Source organism: Streptosporangium sp. NPDC049376 (assembly GCF_044466505.1).
Lineage (GTDB): Bacteria > Actinomycetota > Actinomycetes > Streptosporangiales > Streptosporangiaceae > Streptosporangium.
Genome location: NZ_JBITMT010000017.1, coordinates 19,863 through 37,076, shown reverse-complemented (window position 1 = coordinate 37,076; position 17,214 = coordinate 19,863). Strand labels below are relative to the sequence as shown.

Below are 17,214 nucleotides of genomic sequence, written 5' to 3'. Positions count from 1 at the left end.
TACGCCTTTGTGACTGCCGTCGCGATTCACTTACCGGTGGACCATGAGCGACAAGCCGGAGTTTGGGTACGGCGCGGGCGGTCGGCCGCTGTGGACCGTGCGGGATCGGGATGCTGAGGTCATCCGGACGGTGCTGCGCAAGGCGGGAGTTCAGCGAACGCCATGACGGGTTCGTGGTCGAGAGCGGGGGCGACGGGGCGCCGCGCCTGCACCAAGGAGGCCGAGGGTTCCGCGCCGGAGCTCACGCGGTATCGGGTCGATCCAGTGAAGGTCGGGTATCGAGTCGAGCCCGACCCCGACGATGATCAGGTGCTGCTGGTGCGGGACAGTTCGTGACCCGGTGGTTTACCGGGTGGTGTGGGGAGTCAGCGGGTACGGCGACGCTGGATGGGGTCGGCTTCGGCGGTGATGCGGGCGGAGGTCTCTTCGCCGAGTCTCACATAGTGGCCGAGGCTGGCCAGGTGCTGGTGGCGGCTCTTGGCTTGCAGTTCGGGCGCGCTGCGCCCGGCTTGGGCGAGATGCTGGAGCGCGGAGTGCCGTAGCTGGTGCAGGGTCCAGCCTTGCCGGTGGGGGTCGAGTGTGGCGGAGGCGGTCTTGAACAGGTACTCGGCGCGTGGGTAGGACAGTCGGCCGCGCCGGGTGGTGGGGTCGATGTCGCCGTCCGCCGGCACTCTGGGGCCGGAGGTGGGAGCGCGCCGGTCGGCCAGGAACAGCGGCCCGCTGGTGCGGCCGGCCAGCAGGCGGGGCAGCAGTCGGGCGGTGGGGGTGGCCCAGTGCACGTACTCGATCGCGCCGCCCTTGGAGGTGACGCGGGCGCGGCGGAACTCGGGGTCGAGGTCTTCGATGTTCAGGGTGAGGATCTCCTCGGCGCGGGCGGCCGTCTCATACAGCAGCCGCCAGAGCACCCGTTCGCGCAGGGCGTGCGAAGTGTCGGTGAACAGCGTCTCCAGTCGGGTGCGCGGGATGGAGCGGTCGCCGCGGCGGGCGCTCTTGCGGCGCTCCAGCCGCCGGGCCGGGTTGGTGGCGAGGATTTCCTGGCGCTGGGCCCAGGTGGTGAAGGACGTGAGCGCGGACAGGTGCCGGTTCCATGTCGCGGCTGTGGCCGCTGTCCAGCGTTCCATCGCCGCGGCGTAGTGCTCGGGCTGGAGGGCGGCGGCCGGGAACTGGGGGCCGGTGACGGCGAGCAGGTGCTTGAGGGTCTCGGCGTAGCCGGCGCGGGTCGTGGCCGCGGTGAGGGAGTCGAGGAAGCGGTCGACCGCCGCTGCGGTCGTTGGGCCGACCGGGGCCGGGTCGGGCCGGCCGGGGAACGCGACGACGGACAAGCCAAGCACCTCCTACGCCGATGTGACACATAACGTTACCGAGTCGCGCCCGGCGCGGCGGATGTCGAGCTGGGCGGATACGGTCGGCAACCGGCCTATGTGACAGATAATTCATATTACCTGTCGCATAGTCCGACTATCGGTTCAGCATGTCGCCCGCCGGCTGGTCGCCGCCGTCTCGGCTCTGCCTAGACGCCCTTTGCGAACGCTCCATGACGGTGCATCAGTTAGGTCCGCAGTTCAGCGTCTTGATTACGTTGGTCACCTGTCCTGGGCAAGGAACTTGTCCAGGGTGAGGGGCAGGTCACGGATCCGCACACCAGTGGCGTGGTACGCCGCGTTCGCGATCGCGGCGGCAACGCCGACGACGCAGACTTCGCCGATTCCTTTGGTGCCCAGGGGATTGGTGTAGGAGTCCACCGCGTCGATCCAGTGCGTCTCGATGGAGCCGATGTCCGCGTTCGCGGCGAAGTGATAGCTGGCCAGGTCATGGTTGACGATCTGGCCGATTGTGTTGTCGACCACGCCCGCTTCGTGCAGGCTCATCGAGATGCCCTGGATCATGCCGCCGATGAGCTGCGATCTGGCGGTCTTGGGGTTCACAACGCGGCCCACGTCGAACACCCCGACCATCCGGGGGACGTGCACGGTCCCGGTCTTCTCGTGAACCCGCACTTCTGCGAAGTGGGCGGCGAAGGAGTACATCTCGTATGGCGAGGAGTGGGGGTTGTCGGGCGCCTCCACGGTGATGTCGAGTCCCTGCGCCGGGACCGTGCCTCCGTGCTCCTCCAGTAGACGGCGGGGCCGACAGGGCTGAGCGGTGCCCATAGGAGTCGCGGTACTACTTTGCGGCTCGCCGGGGCTTCAGAGCTTCCAGAACAACCCGACGCGAACCGTCGCCATCCCACGCAAGATCATTCTCATCGATAACGGCTGTTCCCCGGTTCCTCAACCCCGTGCTCCCCGCGCTTCGCCGCCAACCCTCTGTGAGATCGAACGGAATCCGGCGTTACCACGTCCGGAAGACCGCAACACAGGAGGTTCGCTGACCTGGGAGAACCCCGTTAGCGCCGGATTCCGTTCCAAATCTCTCTGACCGCCGTTGCTGGCCCGCTGCCGGCAAGAGAGGATCGAGCCGCCCCGGCCGGCGCCGATCGAGCGGCTGCTGGGCGCGGCCGAGGCGATGTTCGAGCGGCACTTCACCACGGGCACCCTGGAGCGGCTGCCAGCCTCCGCGGTGGCGCGGCTGGAGGAGCTGATCGCGGTTGACGACCCCGACCCCGAGGGCGGATCGGGCGGCGGGATGCGCAGCTTCCTGCAGGAGCTGAAGGAGGACCCGGGGCCGCTGCAGCTGGAGACGCTGCTGGGCGAGATCGTCAAGCTGGAGCGGGTCAAGGCGATCGGGCTGCCGCAGGGGTTGTTCGAGGGGGTGTCGGAGAAGGTCGTGGAGGGCTGGCGGGCCCGGGCGATGAAGATGTACCCCTCCGACTTCGCCGCCGCCCAGGCGCCGGTCCGCCTCACGCTGCTGGCCGCGTTGTGCTGGGTGCGCAAGACCGAGATGATCGACGGCCTGGTCGAGTTGCTGATCCAGCTGGTGCACAAGATCAGCGTGCGGGCGGAGAAGAAGGTCGAAACCGAGATCAGCACCGAGTTCACCCGGGTACACGGCAAGAACGGCATCCTGGTCCGCCTGGCCCAGGCCGCGCTGGATCTGCCCGAGGAGCTGGTACGCAAGGCGATCTATCCGGTGGTGGGCGCCGGGACGTTGTCCGACATCATCGCCGAAGCCCGCGCGAACGAAAAGGCGTTCGACGCCCGGGTGCGCGTCAAGCTGCGCGCCTCCTACTCGCGGCACTACCGGCGGGGCCTGCCCAAGCTGTTGCGTGCGGTCACCTTCCGCTCCTCCAACACCGCCTTCCGGCCGGTGATGGACGCCCTGGAGTTGCTGGACCGCTACGCCGATTCGGAGGCGGTGTTCTACGACGCGGCCGACAGGGTGCCGATCGAGCACGTGGTGCCCGACGACTGGCGCAATGCCGTCGTCGAGGCCGACACCGGCCGGATCGAGCGCATCCCGTATGAGTTGTGCGTGCTGGTCGCGTTGCGCAAGGCGGTGCGGCGCCGGGAGATCTGGGTCGAGGGCGGCAAGATCTGGCGCAACCCCGATGAGGACCTGCCGCCGGACTTCGAAGACAACCGGGACGTGCACTACGAGGCGCTGAAGAAACCTCGCGAGGCGGCGGCGTTCGTCGCCGACCTGCAAAAACGTCACGTGGCCGCGTTGGACCGGCTGAATGCGGCGCTGCGCAGGCACACCACGGGCGGGGTGAAGATCACGACGAGGAAGGGGGAGGCGTGGATCGCCGTCCCGCCGCTTGCCAAACAGGTCGAGCCGGCCAACCTCAAGGCGCTCAAAGAGGAGATCTCCCGCCGGTGGGGCGTGATCGACCTGCTGGACGTGCTCAAGGACGTCGACCACGTCACCGGCTTCACGGCCGAGTTCTCCTCGGTGGCCTCGCGTACCGTCACCGATCCCGGGGTGCTGCGGCGCCGGTTGCTGTTGTGTCTGTACGGGCTGGGCACCAATATCGGGATCAAACGGGTGGCCGACGGCGTCGCGGTCGCGGCCACGGCCCAGGGGCAGGGGCAGGTGGACAACGAGGCGGCGCTGCGGCGCACCCGCAGGTTGTTCATCAACCGCGACAACCTGCGCGCGGGGATCCGCCGGGTGGTCAACGAGACGCTCAAGGCCCGCGACACCGGCCTGTGGGGCTCGGGCACCTCGTGCGCGTCCGATTCCCGGAAGTTCGGGTCCTGGTCGGCGAACTTCATGACCGAGCGGCACCAGCGCTACGGCGGCCCGGGATCATGGTCTACTGGCACGTGGAGCGGCGGTCGGTGTGCATCTACTCCCAGGTCACCTCCACCACCGCCTCCGAGGTGGCCTCCATGATCGAGGGGCTGCTGCGGCACCTGACGGATGCGGAGATCGACCGGCAGTACACCGACACCCACGGCGCCTCCATCGTCGGCTTCGCCTTCTCCCACCTTCTGGGTTTTCAGCTGCTGCCGAGGTTGAAGAACATCGGCTCGGCCCGGCTGTATCGGCCAGGCACCGGAGAGAACGAGACATGGCCGGCCCTGGAGGAGGTGTTGTCGAACAAGACCATCGACTGGGACCTCATCGCCCGCCACTACGACCAGATGATCAAACACGCCACCGCGCTGCGCCTTCGCACCGCCGAGTCCCACCAGATGCTGCGCCGTTTTGCCCGTGGCGGCCCCAAGCACCCCACCTATCAGGCCATCGAAGAACTCGGCCGCGTGGTGCGTACCGTCTTCATCTGCGACCATCTGGCCGATGAGCAGCTGCGCCGGGAGATCGGCGAGGGCCTGAACGTGGTGGAGAACTTCAACTCCGCCGGCAAGGAGATCTTCTACGGCAAGGCCGGCGACCTGACCGGCGAAGACCGCGAACATGTCGAGGTCTCCGCGCTGGCCCTGCACCTGCTCACCGCGACCATCGCCTACCTCAACACTCACCTGGTCCAGATCGTGCTGCGCGACCCCGCCTGGGCCAAACGCCTCACCCCTGCCGACCGGCGCGGCCTGTCGGCGCTGTTTTGGACCCACCTGAACCTGTATGGCCGATTCGAGCTCGACATGACCAACCATCTCGACCTCGGCCTGGCGAGCCCGGCCGACGCGGCCGATACGGGAGGCGGACAGAGTCAGAGGTGAGAAACCTGCCGACAGCTGATAGCGCTGAAAACGCTCGGCGGCTTGGCCGGCGACTGCTACGGCAACGGCTTGGCAGACGTTTCCTGCTTGCCCAGGCGGGCCAAGGCTTTGGAGACGTTGGTCCCTTTCTCGTGTGCCGATCGGCCCTATGTCCCCCTGGGTGGGTGCGCCCACCGTGGAAGGTGAGGAACCGGGCAAGGCGCCGGGAGGAACGATGAGACGGCAGGCAGCACTCACAGCGGCGGCCGGGGCGATCCTGGCCACCGCGGCGTTGACAGGCCTCAACGCCGCGGCCGCCAACGACCAAGAGCAGCCGACACCGACTCCGGCCCCTTCCGGGTGGCAGCAGACCTGCCCGCCGGAAAATCCATGGATGGGTCCCAGCATGGGTCCGGGCATGGGGCCCGGCGGCCCGATGCACGGCATGTGGGTGGATGACGAGTTCGACTATCTGACCCAGATGCTGCCCCACCACCAGGAGGCCGTCGCCGCCGCCCGGCAGCTGCGCCGCTCCGAACGGCCGCAGATGCGTCGGCTGGGGGAGTCGATCGTGGCGACGCAAAGCGCTGAGATCGCGACGATGAAGGCGTGGCTGGATCAGTGGTACCCGGGGCGCTCTGCGGCGGTCGGCTACCGACCGATGATGCGTGATCTGTCGAGGCTGTCGGGGGATGCGCTGGATGAGGCGTTCCTGCAGGACATGATCCGCCACCACATGGGGGCGATCATGATGTCGCAGCAGCTGCTCATGCACGGGCAGGCGCAGCACGAGCAGGTCGCGGCGTTCGCCCGCACGGTGCGCGACGCCCAGCACGCCGAGATGTTCCAGATGCGGCAGTACCTAGCCGACTGGTTCGGCCAGACGGGCATGCCCTGCGGGCCAGGACCGGCGGGCGACGGCCGCCAGGGAGGGCACGGCTGGTGACCGCGAGGCCGGTTTCCGTACCGGGGTGCGTCATGACGCGAAGACAGAGAAGCCCTGGAAGACGTAAGGGCCCCGCCTGCCGGCTGGTGCTGGACCTGCGAGGTGTGGCCTGGGGCGGCGACCGTGACACGGCCACCGCCATGCTGCCGGCCCGCCCAGGGGTCCTGGACGCCGACGTCGATCCCGGCAGGCGCAAAGCCGTGGTGATCCACGACGCGCATCAGGAGGTGTACCCGCTGTGGAACTGGCTGGTCGAGTGTGGTGCGCACTGCTCGGGCGTTCAGTCCCGCCGGGATGAGCGCGCCATGCCGTCGCCACCGCCGTCGTCATGACCTCCGTTCGCCGTCACTGCGGCGAAGCGGGCGAAAGCCGACCGGCTCCGGCATCCGGCGGATCTACGATGAACGGTAGAAGCGTGACGGTTTTGCCCCGTTTTTCGTCCTTCTGTTGTGAAGGAGGCTGGCCGTGACGAATCACCTCCATGCTCGCCGCGGCGGCGGTAAGGAACACAGCACCGCGATCTTGGACGTCAGCGGATTGCGGTGGGCCTCGGAGCAGGGTGTCGTGGCGGCCGTGCTCGGCCGCCGTCCCGGGGTGTTGCGGGTGGAGGTCAACCCGGTGGCTCAGACGGCGACCGTGGTGTTCGACCCGGCCCGGACCTGTCTGGCCGAGTTGCGCACGTGGGTGGTCGAGTGCGGCTACCACTGTGCCGGTCAGTCGGTGCCCTCCCACATCTGCGACCCGATGATCGAGCCTGACCCGCCGCCCTCCGGCCCCAAGGGACCTTTGACGGCCTCTGCGGACACCGCCGTGCCGCCGCGGCGGCACGTCTGCGGTGACGGCGCGCACGCGGAACCCACACAGGAGGCGGCCGCTTCCGGGACCGCCGTTCGCCGGGCGACCGCCGGTCGCGCGGCACCGGACGGTCACGCCGATCACACCGGAACGCGGGCCGTGGCCTCCGCGCCCGAGATGACGGGGCACGGCGGGCACGGCGGGATGTCGATGGCCGCGATGGTGGCCGACATGCGCGACCGGTTCCTGGTGGCGCTGGCCTTCTCCATCCCGATCGTGGCCTGGTCGCCGATCGGCACCGAAGTGCTCGGTTTGCACCTGCCGGTGCCGTTCGGGCTGCGGCCGGATGTGTGGGCGCTGCTGTTCAGCCTGCCGGTGATCTTCTACTCGTGCTGGATCTTCTTCACCGGGGCGGTGCGCGCGCTGCGCGCGGGCACCCTGGACATGATGGTGCTGGTCGCCGTCGCGGTCGGCGCAGGCTGGCTGTACTCGGTGATCGTGACCCTCACCGGCGGCGGCGAGGTGTTCTACGAGGCCGCCACCGTGCTGGCCGCCTTCGTGCTGCTGGGGCACTGGTTCGAGATGCGCGCCCGCGGCGGCGCCAACGACGCCATCCGCACCCTGCTGGACCTGGCCCCGCCCAAGGCGACGGTCCTGCGCGACGGCGAGCCGGTCGAGGTGCCGACCGCCGAGGTCGCCGCCGGCGACCTGCTGCTGGTGCGGCCCGGCGCGAAGATCCCGGCCGACGGGGTCGTCGAGGACGGCGACAGCGAGGTGGATGAGTCCACAGTCACCGGTGAGAGCCTGCCGGTGCACAAGCAGCCGGGCTCGGCCGTCGTCGGCGCGACCATCAACCGCAACGGCACCCTGCGGGTACGCGCCACCAGGGTCGGCGCCGACACCGCCCTGGCCCAGATCGTCCAGCTGGTGCAGCAGGCCCAAAACTCCAAGGCCCCCGGGCAGCGGCTGGCCGACCGGGCCGCCTTCTGGCTGGTGCTGGTGGCGCTGGTCGGCGGCGCGCTCACCTTCGCCGCCTGGCTGCTGCTGGCCGGTGCGCCGTTCGGCGTGGCGATCCTGTTCGCCATCACCGTGGTGGTCATCACCTGCCCCGACGCGCTCGGCCTGGCCACTCCCACGGCCATCATGGTGGGTACGGGGCTCGGCGCCAAGCGGGGCGTGCTGTTCAAGAACGCGATCGCGCTGGAGACCTCCGCCCGGATCCAGGTCGTGGTGATGGACAAGACCGGCACCCTGACCAAAGGGGAACCGGAGGTCACCGACGTCATCGTCGACGAGGCCACCGGCGGGATCGGGCAGGAGGAGTTGCTGCGGCTGGTGGCCGCCGTCGAGCGCGAGTCCGAGCATCCGCTGGCCCAGGCGATCGCCGCTCACGCCGACGCTCGCGGCCTGGACCGGGTACGGGCCGAGCGGTTCGAGAACGTGCCCGGGCACGGTGCCGTCGCCGAGGTGGCCGGGCACCGGGTGGCGGTCGGCAACCGGCGCCTGCTGGAACGCGAGGGCGTCGGCCTCGGCACGCTCGGGGAGCGCCGGGACGAGGTGGCCGCCGGGGGCCGTACCGCGGTCATGGTGGCGGTCGACGGGGTCGCGGCCGGGGTCATCGGCATCGCCGACGCACCCCGGCAGACCTCGGCGGCGGCGGTGACCGCCCTGCACGACCTCGGCATCCAGGTGGTCATGCTCACCGGCGACAACGCCGCCACCGCGCAACGCATCGCCCGGCAGCTGGGCATCGACACCGTGATCGCCGAGGTCCTGCCCGGCGACAAGGCGGCCAAGATCGCCGAGCTGCAGGCCGGTGGCCGCAAGGTCGCCATGGTCGGCGACGGCGTCAACGACGCCCCCGCCCTGGCCCAGGCCGACCTGGGCATCGCCATCGGCGCCGGCACGGACGTCGCCATCGAGACCGCCGACGTCGTACTCATGCGCTCCGACCCGCTGGACGTGGCCGCAGCGCTGCGCATCGGCCGCGCCACCCTGCGCAAGATGCGCCAGAACCTGGGCTGGGCGATCGGCTACAACACCATCGCGCTGCCCATCGCCGCAGGCGTGTTCGCCCCCGCCTTCGGCCTCGTACTACGCCCGGAGATCGCCGCTCTGTCGATGTCCGGCTCCAGCGTCATCGTCGCCGTCAACGCCCTGACCCTCAAACGGCTGCACCTGCCGCGCGCCACTCCGGCCGGGGGTGAGCGCCGCGCGTGATCACGCGCGGCGCTCACCTCTCGGTGACGCCCCGGGCGGCATCTCATCTCAGGGAGCCGAATCAGGAATGGCGGACGGGTGGTGCGGCACACTGGCCGCCCATCCCGCCGGGCCTACTGCAGGAGCTGCTTCATCATGGTGATCTCCACCGACTGGCTGGAGACGATGGAGGCGGCCATCTGCTTGGCCGGCTCGTAGATGCCGCCCGCCTGTTCCCGCTTGGCCATGGCGACGGCGCCTTCGTGGTGCTGAATCATCATCGTCAGGAACGCCTTGTCGAAGGCGGCCCCCTTGAGCCCCGCGAGCTCCTTCATGTCCTCCTCGGACATCATGCCGGGCATGCCGTGCTCCATCGGCACGGCGTGCTCGCCGGGCACCTGTGCGCCCCAACCGGTGAGCCAGCCGCTCATCGTCTGGATCTCCGGTTCCTGAGCAGATTCGATCTTCTTGGCCAGGTCCCTAACCTGACCGTCGGTGGCGTGGTCTTCGGCCAGCTTCGCCATCGCCACCGCCTGGCGGTGGTGCGGAATCATCATCTGGGCGAACATGACGTCCTGGCCGTTGTGGTCGGCTGCCGGGCTCATGGCCGGAGCCGATGCCATCGGCATGGCCGAGGCGGAGGTCGCGGCGGGCGTGGTGGGCTCGGTGGAGCCGCAGGCGGTGATCAGCAGACCGGCCGCTGCGAGAACGGCCACGGGAATGACGACGCGCTTCATGAGGAACACCCTTCGTGTTCATCGAGGTGAATAGAGAACCGGCGCTCAACGGTCAGGACGGACCGCCGAGTGCGGCTTCTACACCCGGATCACACAAAGCTGGGCAAGGGTCGGGCCCCGAGGGCGGGCGGTGGGCCCGCGCGGCAGCCTCCGCAGGAGAGGCCGCGCCGACGCCGGCGCCGCCCCGCCGAGGACCGTCACAACGGCAAGCAGGACCAGGGCTGCTCCGGTCGCCGGGAAAGCCAGGCAGACCTGGCCACCGGCGTGGCCGTTGTGCGAGGAGCCGCCGTGCCCGTCATGGCGGCGGCTGTCGGGTGACATCGCGCCACCGGCGCCGTAGTCGTGATCAAGCCCCATGGCAAGGACGCTGGGAGCGGGCGCCGGGCCAGGTGAGGGCTGCAGTCCGTGCATGACGATCAGCCCGCACAACACAGCGGCAACCAGCAGCAGCCCGCTTAAGGGAGCGAGCCGGCGAGCCGCGGTGCCCATCCTCACGGTCGCCACATTACCGGCCGTATCACCGGCCGTTGCGGCCGGTCCCAGCAGCCAGCCCGGGCCGGCGTCGTAGGTGCTCACAAGTGCGCTGTACGTAGCCGGCGCGCCCGCTCGTGGCGTGGGTCGAAGCGGCGGCCACGACAGCCAGAGTGCGGACAAATCACATCGCCGACGGCCGCAGGCCACGGACCTCTCGGTCACCGTCAAGCCACGGACGCCTCTCGGTCATCGTCGAACTGTCCGGCAATCCGTCGTGCGCCGCCCGCGTGCCAGGGCGCTCATTCGCCGCTGGTAGGTGGCCGGGTCGATCTGGCCGTGCAGCCACAGGCCGACACACCACCGCTCGGCGGCCTCCAGGGCCGCCCGCCGCCCCCGCAGCCGCGCCAGCGGCGGGCAACGCGCCTCACGAGGCGTGATCATGCGTGCCAGGTCGTACACCACCGCCACCGCGAACAGTACGCAGACCAGCGTCACCACGACGGCCGCGGTACCCATGACGTGCCCCCGCCCGTACCCGGCCGCCTATCGCCCGAACCGGCGCTGATCAGGCCGGTCCGCCTGGCCGGTGTGCCAATCCCCACCACCGCGGTCACCGTGATCACCGGGCATGCTTCCCATCATCAGCGGGCAGGCGGCGACGATGGCCAGCAGGATGAGAATGTGGCCGGGCATGCCCAGTGCCAACGCGCCGACCCAGGCGGCGACGAACACCAGCGCGTACAGGCCATAGGCCCTCTTGGTGGTCTTGACGATGTTCATAGCGGGCCTCCTGCTCGGGAAGGCGGCAGCGTCGTGGTGCGCGGCCCGGGATCGGTGCCCGGCCCGGTGGAGGCGACGCGCAACGTGTCCAGGCGCCGCCGGTAGTCCTCCTCGTCGATCTCGCCGCGAGCGAACCGTTCGGCAAGCACCTGCTCAGGGGAGGTCCCGGCAGGCGGGCGCGGGTAATCCTGGGAGCGGCCCAGGGCACGGACGACCGCGACGACAACGACGATGACCGCGCCCCAGAACACGATCATGCCTGCGGACATCGCGAACCAGCCCCATCCGCTCAGAGTGTGGCCATACCAGGGCATCATCGTTCCTTCACCCCGCATCAGCGACACGGCGGACACGGCTCTGGCCGTGCTGCCGATCCTTTCTTCGGTGTCACCGTCACGCTCTCACTGTCCGGGCCATGCGGGCAGGGGCCGAAAGTCCCGGCTGCGGCGCTGTTGGGCCCCTATCCTCCGCTCTGAGTCATCGCAGGCCAGCGATAGGTTCCACGACTGGCTATCACGGCCACCCGAGTGGTCGCCTCGCCGTTTCATAAGCGACCGCCTATGAAACATCGCCCGCCGCCGGACCCGTCCAGGGCGAACGGTGTTTCATAGATCGGTGCAAACAGGCAGGCGTGTGAAACGCCCCCATGAAACACTTTCGGGGTGCGCGACGACGACTACCTCCGCGTGGAGGCCCACGCCTGCCCGATGACCTCCTGCGCCGCCCCGGCCGGCTCGCCCTGCCGCACCGGCAAGGGCAAGATCGCCGTCCAGTACCACACCGCCCGCTTCCGGTTGGTGCCCTCCCTGGCCAAAACGCTCACCGTGGCCACCCCGGCCCTTCGCAGACCCGGCACGGCCTGGACCGAGCTGCCCCACCCCGCCGAAACCGCAACCGAGCCCGCGGGGCACGTGCGGATCGGCTACGCCCGTGCCTCCACCGTCCGCCAGTCCCTGGACACCCAGCTCGACGCGCTCCAGGCCGTCGGCGTCACCCGTGTCTTCTCCGAGAAGATCTCCACCCGTGCCACCACCCGCCCCGAACTCGACAAGGCCGTCGCCCTGGCCCGCGAACTGCGATCGGCCGGGGTGGCGGCCACGCTCGTGGTGCACGAGCACAAGCGGCTCGGCCGCGGCCTCGACCTGGCCGCCCTGGCCGAGCAGCTACGCGCCGCCGGCATCGGCCTGGAGTTCCTCACCGGAGAACTGCAGGGCAGCCACGACCCCTCCGGCGTGGTGTTCACCGTGCTCGCGGCCCTGTCGGGGACGGAACGCGAATACATCCGCGACCGCACCCTGGAAGGCCACGAATCCGCCCGGGCCCGCGGCAAGGCCATCGGCGGCGCCGCCGTCACCGACCCGGCGATGCTGTCGATGGCCGTCCACCTGCGCGGCCAGGGCGCGAGCCTGCGCGACATCGCCGCCCGGCTCGTCATCACCACAGGCAAGAAGAAGGGCCGCCACCCCTCGGCGGCGACCGTCTTGCGCATGCTCCGCGAGCACGACGCCGCCGCCGCGGCGGCGACCGAGGACTGACCAGCCTGTACCGAACGTAGCTGTGATCACCCACAGTTACTTTGGGGCTCATCGCACGGACCCAAGCGGTGAAGCCCTATAGGACGGGTCACAGGCCGACGTTGCGCATGGCGTTGTCGCGCCGGCGGTCGACGGCACGGATGTAGCGCAGCACGGCCGGGGTGGCCGGAGCCCAGCGGCCGTGCTTGGCGATGAGGCCCGGCGCTCGGGTTGGTGTCACCAGGCGCAAAGTGGAGTGTCCGAGCTGGTCAGAGGGCTCGGACGGCGGGTGGCCGCCGGGGTGGTTACGGCTGTGAGCAACCGGGGCGGGGCAGCGGCCGGATCATAGCGTTCAGGAGTCCTAGAGTGCTGACCTGGTCGGATGTGATTCGGAAGATCCGACAGAGCTACGTTCTGTCTGGTCAGACCTCACGCTGAGCTACTTTGCCCCTGGTAACACCGACCCGGGCCCCGAGCCTTGTCGAGGTCCCGGGGCTTCGTCGTGCTCAGCGTGCGGCAGCGGGCTCCGGGAGCCGTCGCGACATGTTCATCTCCTCGACGGTGGCGACCAACGGGGCCAGCTCGGGGTTCTTGGCGGCCTCGTCCAGCGCCTCCCGGAGGGCGGCCTCGTTGGTCGGCCTGGCCGCTTCCAGGAGTTCCAGGCCGGACCCGGTCACGTCGGTGTAGATGCCGCGGCGGTCGGTCGCGCAGAGGTAACGCGAGAGCAGGCCGCGGTCCTCCAGCCGGGTGACGAGGCGGGTGGTGGCGCTCTGGCTAAGCACGACCGCGTCGGCGACCTGCTTCATCTGCAGGTGCCCGCCCTCGCCGTCGTGCTGGCGGCTGAGCACGTCGAGCAGCGAGTACTCGCGCACGCTCAGGTCGTGCTTGGCCTGAAGGGCACGCTCGATGTGCGCCTCGATCCGGCCGGCCAGGAGGTAGAGGGCGGCCCAGCCGTTGGCGAGGGCGGTCAGCGCGGGGTCCGTGGCGGTCATGGGTGCGACTCTCCTTCCATGGTGCATGCTCTCCAAGATAAACCCTTGCACGCAATATCGGCTAACACGTGTATCCCGCTCATGCAAGTATCACCCTCCATCACACCCGGACGCGCGTTCCGCCGCCGCCGTCGCCCACCGTCGTTGGCGAGCGAATACCTGCATTTGCGCTTAGCCCGCGCATGCAATTATTGTCTAAGCGTGTAAGGCGCAACGGCAATCGTATGGAGGGCGGCACACCATGCCTCTCGCACTCCTAGCCCTGGCCATCGGGGCCTTCGGGATCGGTACGACCGAGTTCGTGGTCATGGGCCTGCTGCCCGAGATCGCCGACGACTACAGGGTGTCTATCCCCTCGGCCGGACTCCTGGTCACCGGTTACGCGATCGGCGTCGTCATCGGCGCCCCGCTGATGACGGCGCTCGGCACCCGGATCAGCCGCAAGACGATGCTCATGATCCTCATGGGCCTGTTCGTGGTGGGGAACCTGCTCTCCGCCGTGGCACCGACCATGGGCGTGATGCTCGCCGGCCGCATTGTGGCCTCCCTCGCCCACGGCGCGTTCTTCGGCATCGGCTCGGTGGTCGCCGCCGACCTCGTGGCCCCGGACAAGAAGGCCGGCGCCATCGCCACGATGTTCACCGGCCTCACCGTCGCCAACATCGCCGGCGTTCCGCTGGGCACCTTCATCGGCCAGGCCGTCGGCTGGCGCGTCACCTTCGCCGTCGTCGCCGCGCTCGGCGTGGTCGGACTGTTCGGCATCGCCAAGCTCGTCCCCGCTCTGCCCCGCCCCGAGGGCGCCCACCTGCGCCGCGAGCTCACGGCGTTCCGCAATCCCCAGGTCCTGCTCGCCATGGCAATGACCGTCCTCGGCTTCGGCGGTGTCTTCGCGGCGATCACCTACATCGCCCCGATGATGACCCACGTCGCCGGGTACTCCGACGGCGCGGTGACCTGGCTGCTGGTCCTGTTCGGCGTCGGGATGTTCCTCGGCAACCTGCTCGGCGGCAGATTCGCCGACCGCAAGCTGATGCCGATGCTCTACGCCTCCCTCGGCGGACTCGCCGTCGTCCTGGCCCTGTTCACCCTCACCGCACACAACAAGATCCTCGCCGCGGTCTCCATCCTGCTCGTCGGGGGGCTCGGCTTCGCCACCGTCCCACCGCTGCAGAAGCGCGTGCTCGACCAGGCGCACGGCGCGCCCACCCTGGCCTCCGCCGTCAACATCGGCGCCTTCAACCTCGGCAACGCCCTCGCCGCGTGGCTCGGCGGCCAGGTCATCGCCGCCGGCCTCGGCTACACCGCCCCAAACTGGGTCGGCGCGCTGCTCGCCGGGTCCGCCCTCCTGCTGGCCGTCTGGTCCGCCGTCCTGGAGCACCGCGCCCCCGTGCGGGAGGGCGCCGTCACCGCCGCTCCCGTTCCCGCTCACCACTGACCGTCCTCCTCCCCGTTCCTTCCGGCCCAGGACTCCCGAAGCTGCGACGAGCCGCAAAGCAGGCGGATCAGTCCAGCTCAGCGCGGGTTTTTCATTACCGCCCGCCGGGGCCGGGTTTCGGCGGCCCGTCCCGGGTCGGCATGGGGGACCGGATTGGCGGGGCGCTCGGAGTCAGAGCCGTGACCTGGGACGATGTGGTTCCGCTGACCGGACAGAGTCGTAGTCCTGTCCGGTCAGCCTCCTCCTTTGCCCCTGGCCGTAGCTTCAGGAGTCCTGGGCCGAATACGGCGGAAACGAGTCACTCCGGGACTCTGACCGGACAGAACCTGCGTTCTGTCCGGTTCCTGAAACGGCGTCTGACCAGATCAGCGGGGTGAGGCCGCACCGGGAACCAATCCGGTCCCACACCGGGAACCGCCATCCACAGCCGAAACCCGGTGTACGCTCCCACCGCCTGACCTGCGGTCTCCGGCGGACACAGCCCGTTTCCGCCGTATTCCGGGACCGCCGCGTATCGCATCAGATGCGAATTGGCGACCCCTCGCGCCCGACGGCTCGGACTCGACGAAGGGGCTGCTGTGCGCGCCGTTTCGGCCGACTGCACTCGGCCCATCCGAGCGCGGTTTGAGACAGGCGAGAAGGTAGGATCCATACGCTGACCTGGGGCGCTGGACAGCCTTCGCATTGGATGCGAACGACGGAGAGTGACGGTGTCCAGGGCGAACGACCGGCTTCCAGGTACCGCTCGGCTGCAGTTGGCCGATGGGTGACGTTACTGCCCCCCCGGGAGCAGGTGTTCGAAGTGATGGTGGACGGCTGGCACAATCAGCAGCTGGCCAGGAATCTCGCCCTTTCGACGGCTGGGAACCGAATACGTGGGAAAGGGGCCATGACCCGATCTTGGTAGTGCTTCCCCGCAGGTCGACGCCGGTTTCTGGTCGGGTGATGCTGCGCGGTTGAGAAGCTCAGGGATCAATGGCCAGGAACTGCAGTTTCGTGTTCGCGGCCTCATGAACCTCAGGTGCCAGGGGATCGGCAGTCAACTCCCGCAGACGCGAGCGGACTGCGGCCGTATCTGGCGCCGCCTCACACGCGCGCTGCTGAACCGTTGGCTCGCAATCGTCAAGTCCCTCGACCATGACGGCTTCGGCTTCATGCGGCGCACATCCCCGAAGCCCGTCCAGGAACGCTTCTCGGGCAAGTGAATGAACTGTGCCTTCCCATGCGGCCATGAGCTCGCTTGCGGCTTCATGGATCCCCAACCGGCCCAGGCCTCGTGCCGGAACCTCGGCAGCGCACCATTCCCCGGCGACGACTGTGCGGTGCAACGCGGCCAGCAACACCGGCGCATCGCCCCGGTCGCCGACCTCTGCCACCACACGCTCCCCGAACGCGACGAGTGTGTCGTCGCCGCTGCCGATCCACGTGCGGGCACGTGGCAGCGCGTCTGGCCCAAGGTGGTGGAGCGCCTGTGGGATACCCGGCAGCCACCCGGCCGCGTTGCGTAGGCCGGAGTCTTCGGCGAAGTCGAAGACGATGCGATCGCCGCGCCTGCCCAGTTCCTCCAGCGCCCGCGGCTGCTCGAAGCCGCCGGCAGCGACAAGCCCGATCAGGTCTTCGTTGTCGATGGCGACGATTTCGGGTCGTGTGTCGCGCCTGGCCGGTCCGGGTGAACGGGAGGCCCTGAGTTCGTCGATGATTCGCCGGACCCGTGGCTGGGACTGCGCGAACGTTGTCCACGGCTCCGTGTCGCACCAGATCACCTGTGCAAGCTGGGCATCGTCGCGGTTGGCGATGATGTCGTCAGCGAGCCCGTCCCATATGGTGGGAAGCTTCATCGCCCCGCTGTCGACGATCGCCTCCAGTGCCGTGGACCAATGCGGCCCGTCGATCGCGTACCCGCGCAGCACGGCCGCCGCGTCGAGTCGACCGACCATCGGAAGCAGGGCAAGGACCTGCAAGGCAAGCTCAACCGGTTCAGCGTCCTCGCCGTCGTACGTGAGCAGGTGCTGTTGGATCGGTGCCAGCGGCAGGTCGAGCCGAGCGATGAGACCGGCGAGGTAGCTGTCGCGTTGATCAACTTGTCGGTCCCAGCGCGTGTCCGTAATCACGCACTCATACACCGTGTCGGCGGCGCCGGGGGCGGTCGACGTACGATGCACTGCGGCACCGCGTCCCCGTTGAAGCTGACCGCGGAACGAGGCCGGACTGTCGTATTCGATCATCGACATGCAGTATCCCCGTGGTGGAGGCGCCGAGCGAGCGAATAGGGGTCCTGTCGGTCGTATCTTTGAGGTGCG

At 69.2% G+C, this 17,214-nt stretch carries 17 protein-coding genes; 7 read left to right on the top strand and 10 right to left on the bottom strand.

Annotated features, from left to right (window positions below):
• Positions 1-365: 365 nt before the first annotated feature.
• Together ACIBVQ_RS31560 and ACIBVQ_RS31555 are read right to left on the bottom strand one after the other, a co-directional pair.
• The gene (locus tag ACIBVQ_RS31560; RefSeq protein WP_399181911.1) at positions 366-1,322 is read right to left on the bottom strand and encodes a tyrosine-type recombinase/integrase; all 957 of its coding nucleotides are present in this window, start codon (positions 1,320-1,322) and stop codon (positions 366-368) included.
• A gap of 261 nt (positions 1,323-1,583) precedes the next feature.
• Positions 1,584-2,150, bottom strand: a complete 567-nt coding sequence (locus ACIBVQ_RS31555) for a molybdopterin cofactor-binding domain-containing protein (protein ID WP_399181909.1) — start codon at positions 2,148-2,150, stop codon at positions 1,584-1,586.
• A 274-nt stretch (positions 2,151-2,424) separates the two neighbouring features.
• On the opposite strand from ACIBVQ_RS31555, the gene ACIBVQ_RS31550 reads away from it, so the two are divergent.
• The 5 genes from ACIBVQ_RS31550 to ACIBVQ_RS31530 all read left to right on the top strand — a co-directional run bounded on the left by ACIBVQ_RS31550 (position 2,425) and on the right by ACIBVQ_RS31530 (position 9,003).
• A complete protein-coding gene (locus tag ACIBVQ_RS31550) occupies positions 2,425-4,275 on the top strand; it encodes a Tn3 family transposase (RefSeq protein WP_399181907.1) in 1,851 nt (616 codons plus the stop codon).
• Positions 4,191-5,063 carry a Tn3 family transposase gene (locus ACIBVQ_RS31545; RefSeq protein WP_399181905.1) on the top strand — a complete coding sequence of 291 codons (873 nt, stop codon included), beginning with the start codon at positions 4,191-4,193 and terminating at the stop codon, positions 5,061-5,063. Before ACIBVQ_RS31550 ends, ACIBVQ_RS31545 begins: the two co-directional genes overlap by 85 nt.
• Positions 5,064-5,277: 214 nt before the next feature.
• Positions 5,278-5,988, top strand: a complete 711-nt coding sequence (locus ACIBVQ_RS31540; protein ID WP_399181903.1) for a DUF305 domain-containing protein — start codon at positions 5,278-5,280, stop codon at positions 5,986-5,988.
• Between the two features lie 32 nt (positions 5,989-6,020).
• A complete protein-coding gene (locus tag ACIBVQ_RS31535) occupies positions 6,021-6,320 on the top strand; it encodes a hypothetical protein (protein WP_399181901.1) in 300 nt (99 codons plus the stop codon).
• Between the two features lie 133 nt (positions 6,321-6,453).
• Positions 6,454-9,003 carry a heavy metal translocating P-type ATPase gene (locus tag ACIBVQ_RS31530; protein ID WP_399181899.1) on the top strand — a complete coding sequence of 850 codons (2,550 nt, stop codon included), beginning with the start codon at positions 6,454-6,456 and terminating at the stop codon, positions 9,001-9,003.
• 113 nt (positions 9,004-9,116) lie between these two features.
• On the opposite strand, the gene ACIBVQ_RS31525 is transcribed toward ACIBVQ_RS31530, so the two are convergent.
• The 5 genes from ACIBVQ_RS31525 to ACIBVQ_RS31505 form a co-directional block, all read right to left on the bottom strand.
• Entirely contained in the window at positions 9,117-9,719 is a 603-nt protein-coding gene (locus tag ACIBVQ_RS31525; protein ID WP_399181897.1) for a DUF305 domain-containing protein, read from the bottom strand.
• 78 nt (positions 9,720-9,797) lie between these two features.
• Positions 9,798-10,295, bottom strand: a complete 498-nt coding sequence (locus ACIBVQ_RS31520) for a DUF6153 family protein (protein WP_399181895.1) — start codon at positions 10,293-10,295, stop codon at positions 9,798-9,800.
• Between the two features lie 144 nt (positions 10,296-10,439).
• Positions 10,440-10,709, bottom strand: coding sequence for a hypothetical protein (locus ACIBVQ_RS31515; RefSeq protein WP_399181893.1), 270 nt, complete (start codon positions 10,707-10,709; stop codon positions 10,440-10,442).
• Between the two features lie 27 nt (positions 10,710-10,736).
• On the bottom strand, positions 10,737-10,973 hold the full coding sequence (locus ACIBVQ_RS31510; protein WP_399181891.1) for a hypothetical protein: 237 nt from the start codon (positions 10,971-10,973) through the stop codon (positions 10,737-10,739).
• Positions 10,970-11,290 carry an SHOCT domain-containing protein gene (locus tag ACIBVQ_RS31505; protein WP_399181889.1) on the bottom strand — a complete coding sequence of 107 codons (321 nt, stop codon included), beginning with the start codon at positions 11,288-11,290 and terminating at the stop codon, positions 10,970-10,972. Before ACIBVQ_RS31505 ends, ACIBVQ_RS31510 begins: the two co-directional genes overlap by 4 nt.
• Before the next feature lie 345 nt (positions 11,291-11,635).
• Between ACIBVQ_RS31505 and ACIBVQ_RS31500 the strand changes: the two genes are divergently transcribed.
• Entirely contained in the window at positions 11,636-12,508 is an 873-nt protein-coding gene (locus ACIBVQ_RS31500; RefSeq protein ID WP_399181887.1) for a recombinase family protein, read from the top strand.
• An 88-nt stretch (positions 12,509-12,596) separates the two neighbouring features.
• On the opposite strand, the gene ACIBVQ_RS31495 is transcribed toward ACIBVQ_RS31500, so the two are convergent.
• Both ACIBVQ_RS31495 and ACIBVQ_RS31490 read right to left on the bottom strand, forming a co-directional pair.
• Entirely contained in the window at positions 12,597-12,728 is a 132-nt protein-coding gene (locus ACIBVQ_RS31495; protein ID WP_399181885.1) for a hypothetical protein, read from the bottom strand.
• A gap of 265 nt (positions 12,729-12,993) precedes the next feature.
• Positions 12,994-13,479 carry a MarR family transcriptional regulator gene (locus tag ACIBVQ_RS31490; protein ID WP_362912018.1) on the bottom strand — a complete coding sequence of 162 codons (486 nt, stop codon included), beginning with the start codon at positions 13,477-13,479 and terminating at the stop codon, positions 12,994-12,996.
• Positions 13,480-13,720: 241 nt separating this feature from the next.
• On the opposite strand from ACIBVQ_RS31490, the gene ACIBVQ_RS31485 reads away from it, so the two are divergent.
• Positions 13,721-14,914 (top strand): MFS transporter, encoded by a 1,194-nt coding sequence (locus ACIBVQ_RS31485; RefSeq protein WP_399181882.1) that lies wholly within the window; start codon positions 13,721-13,723, stop codon positions 14,912-14,914.
• Between the two features lie 965 nt (positions 14,915-15,879).
• Here ACIBVQ_RS31485 and ACIBVQ_RS31480 read toward each other — a convergent pair.
• Positions 15,880-17,145: a hypothetical protein gene (locus tag ACIBVQ_RS31480; RefSeq protein ID WP_399181880.1), complete on the bottom strand. Its 1,266-nt coding sequence runs from the start codon at positions 17,143-17,145 to the stop codon at positions 15,880-15,882.
• Positions 17,146-17,214 lie beyond the last annotated feature (69 nt).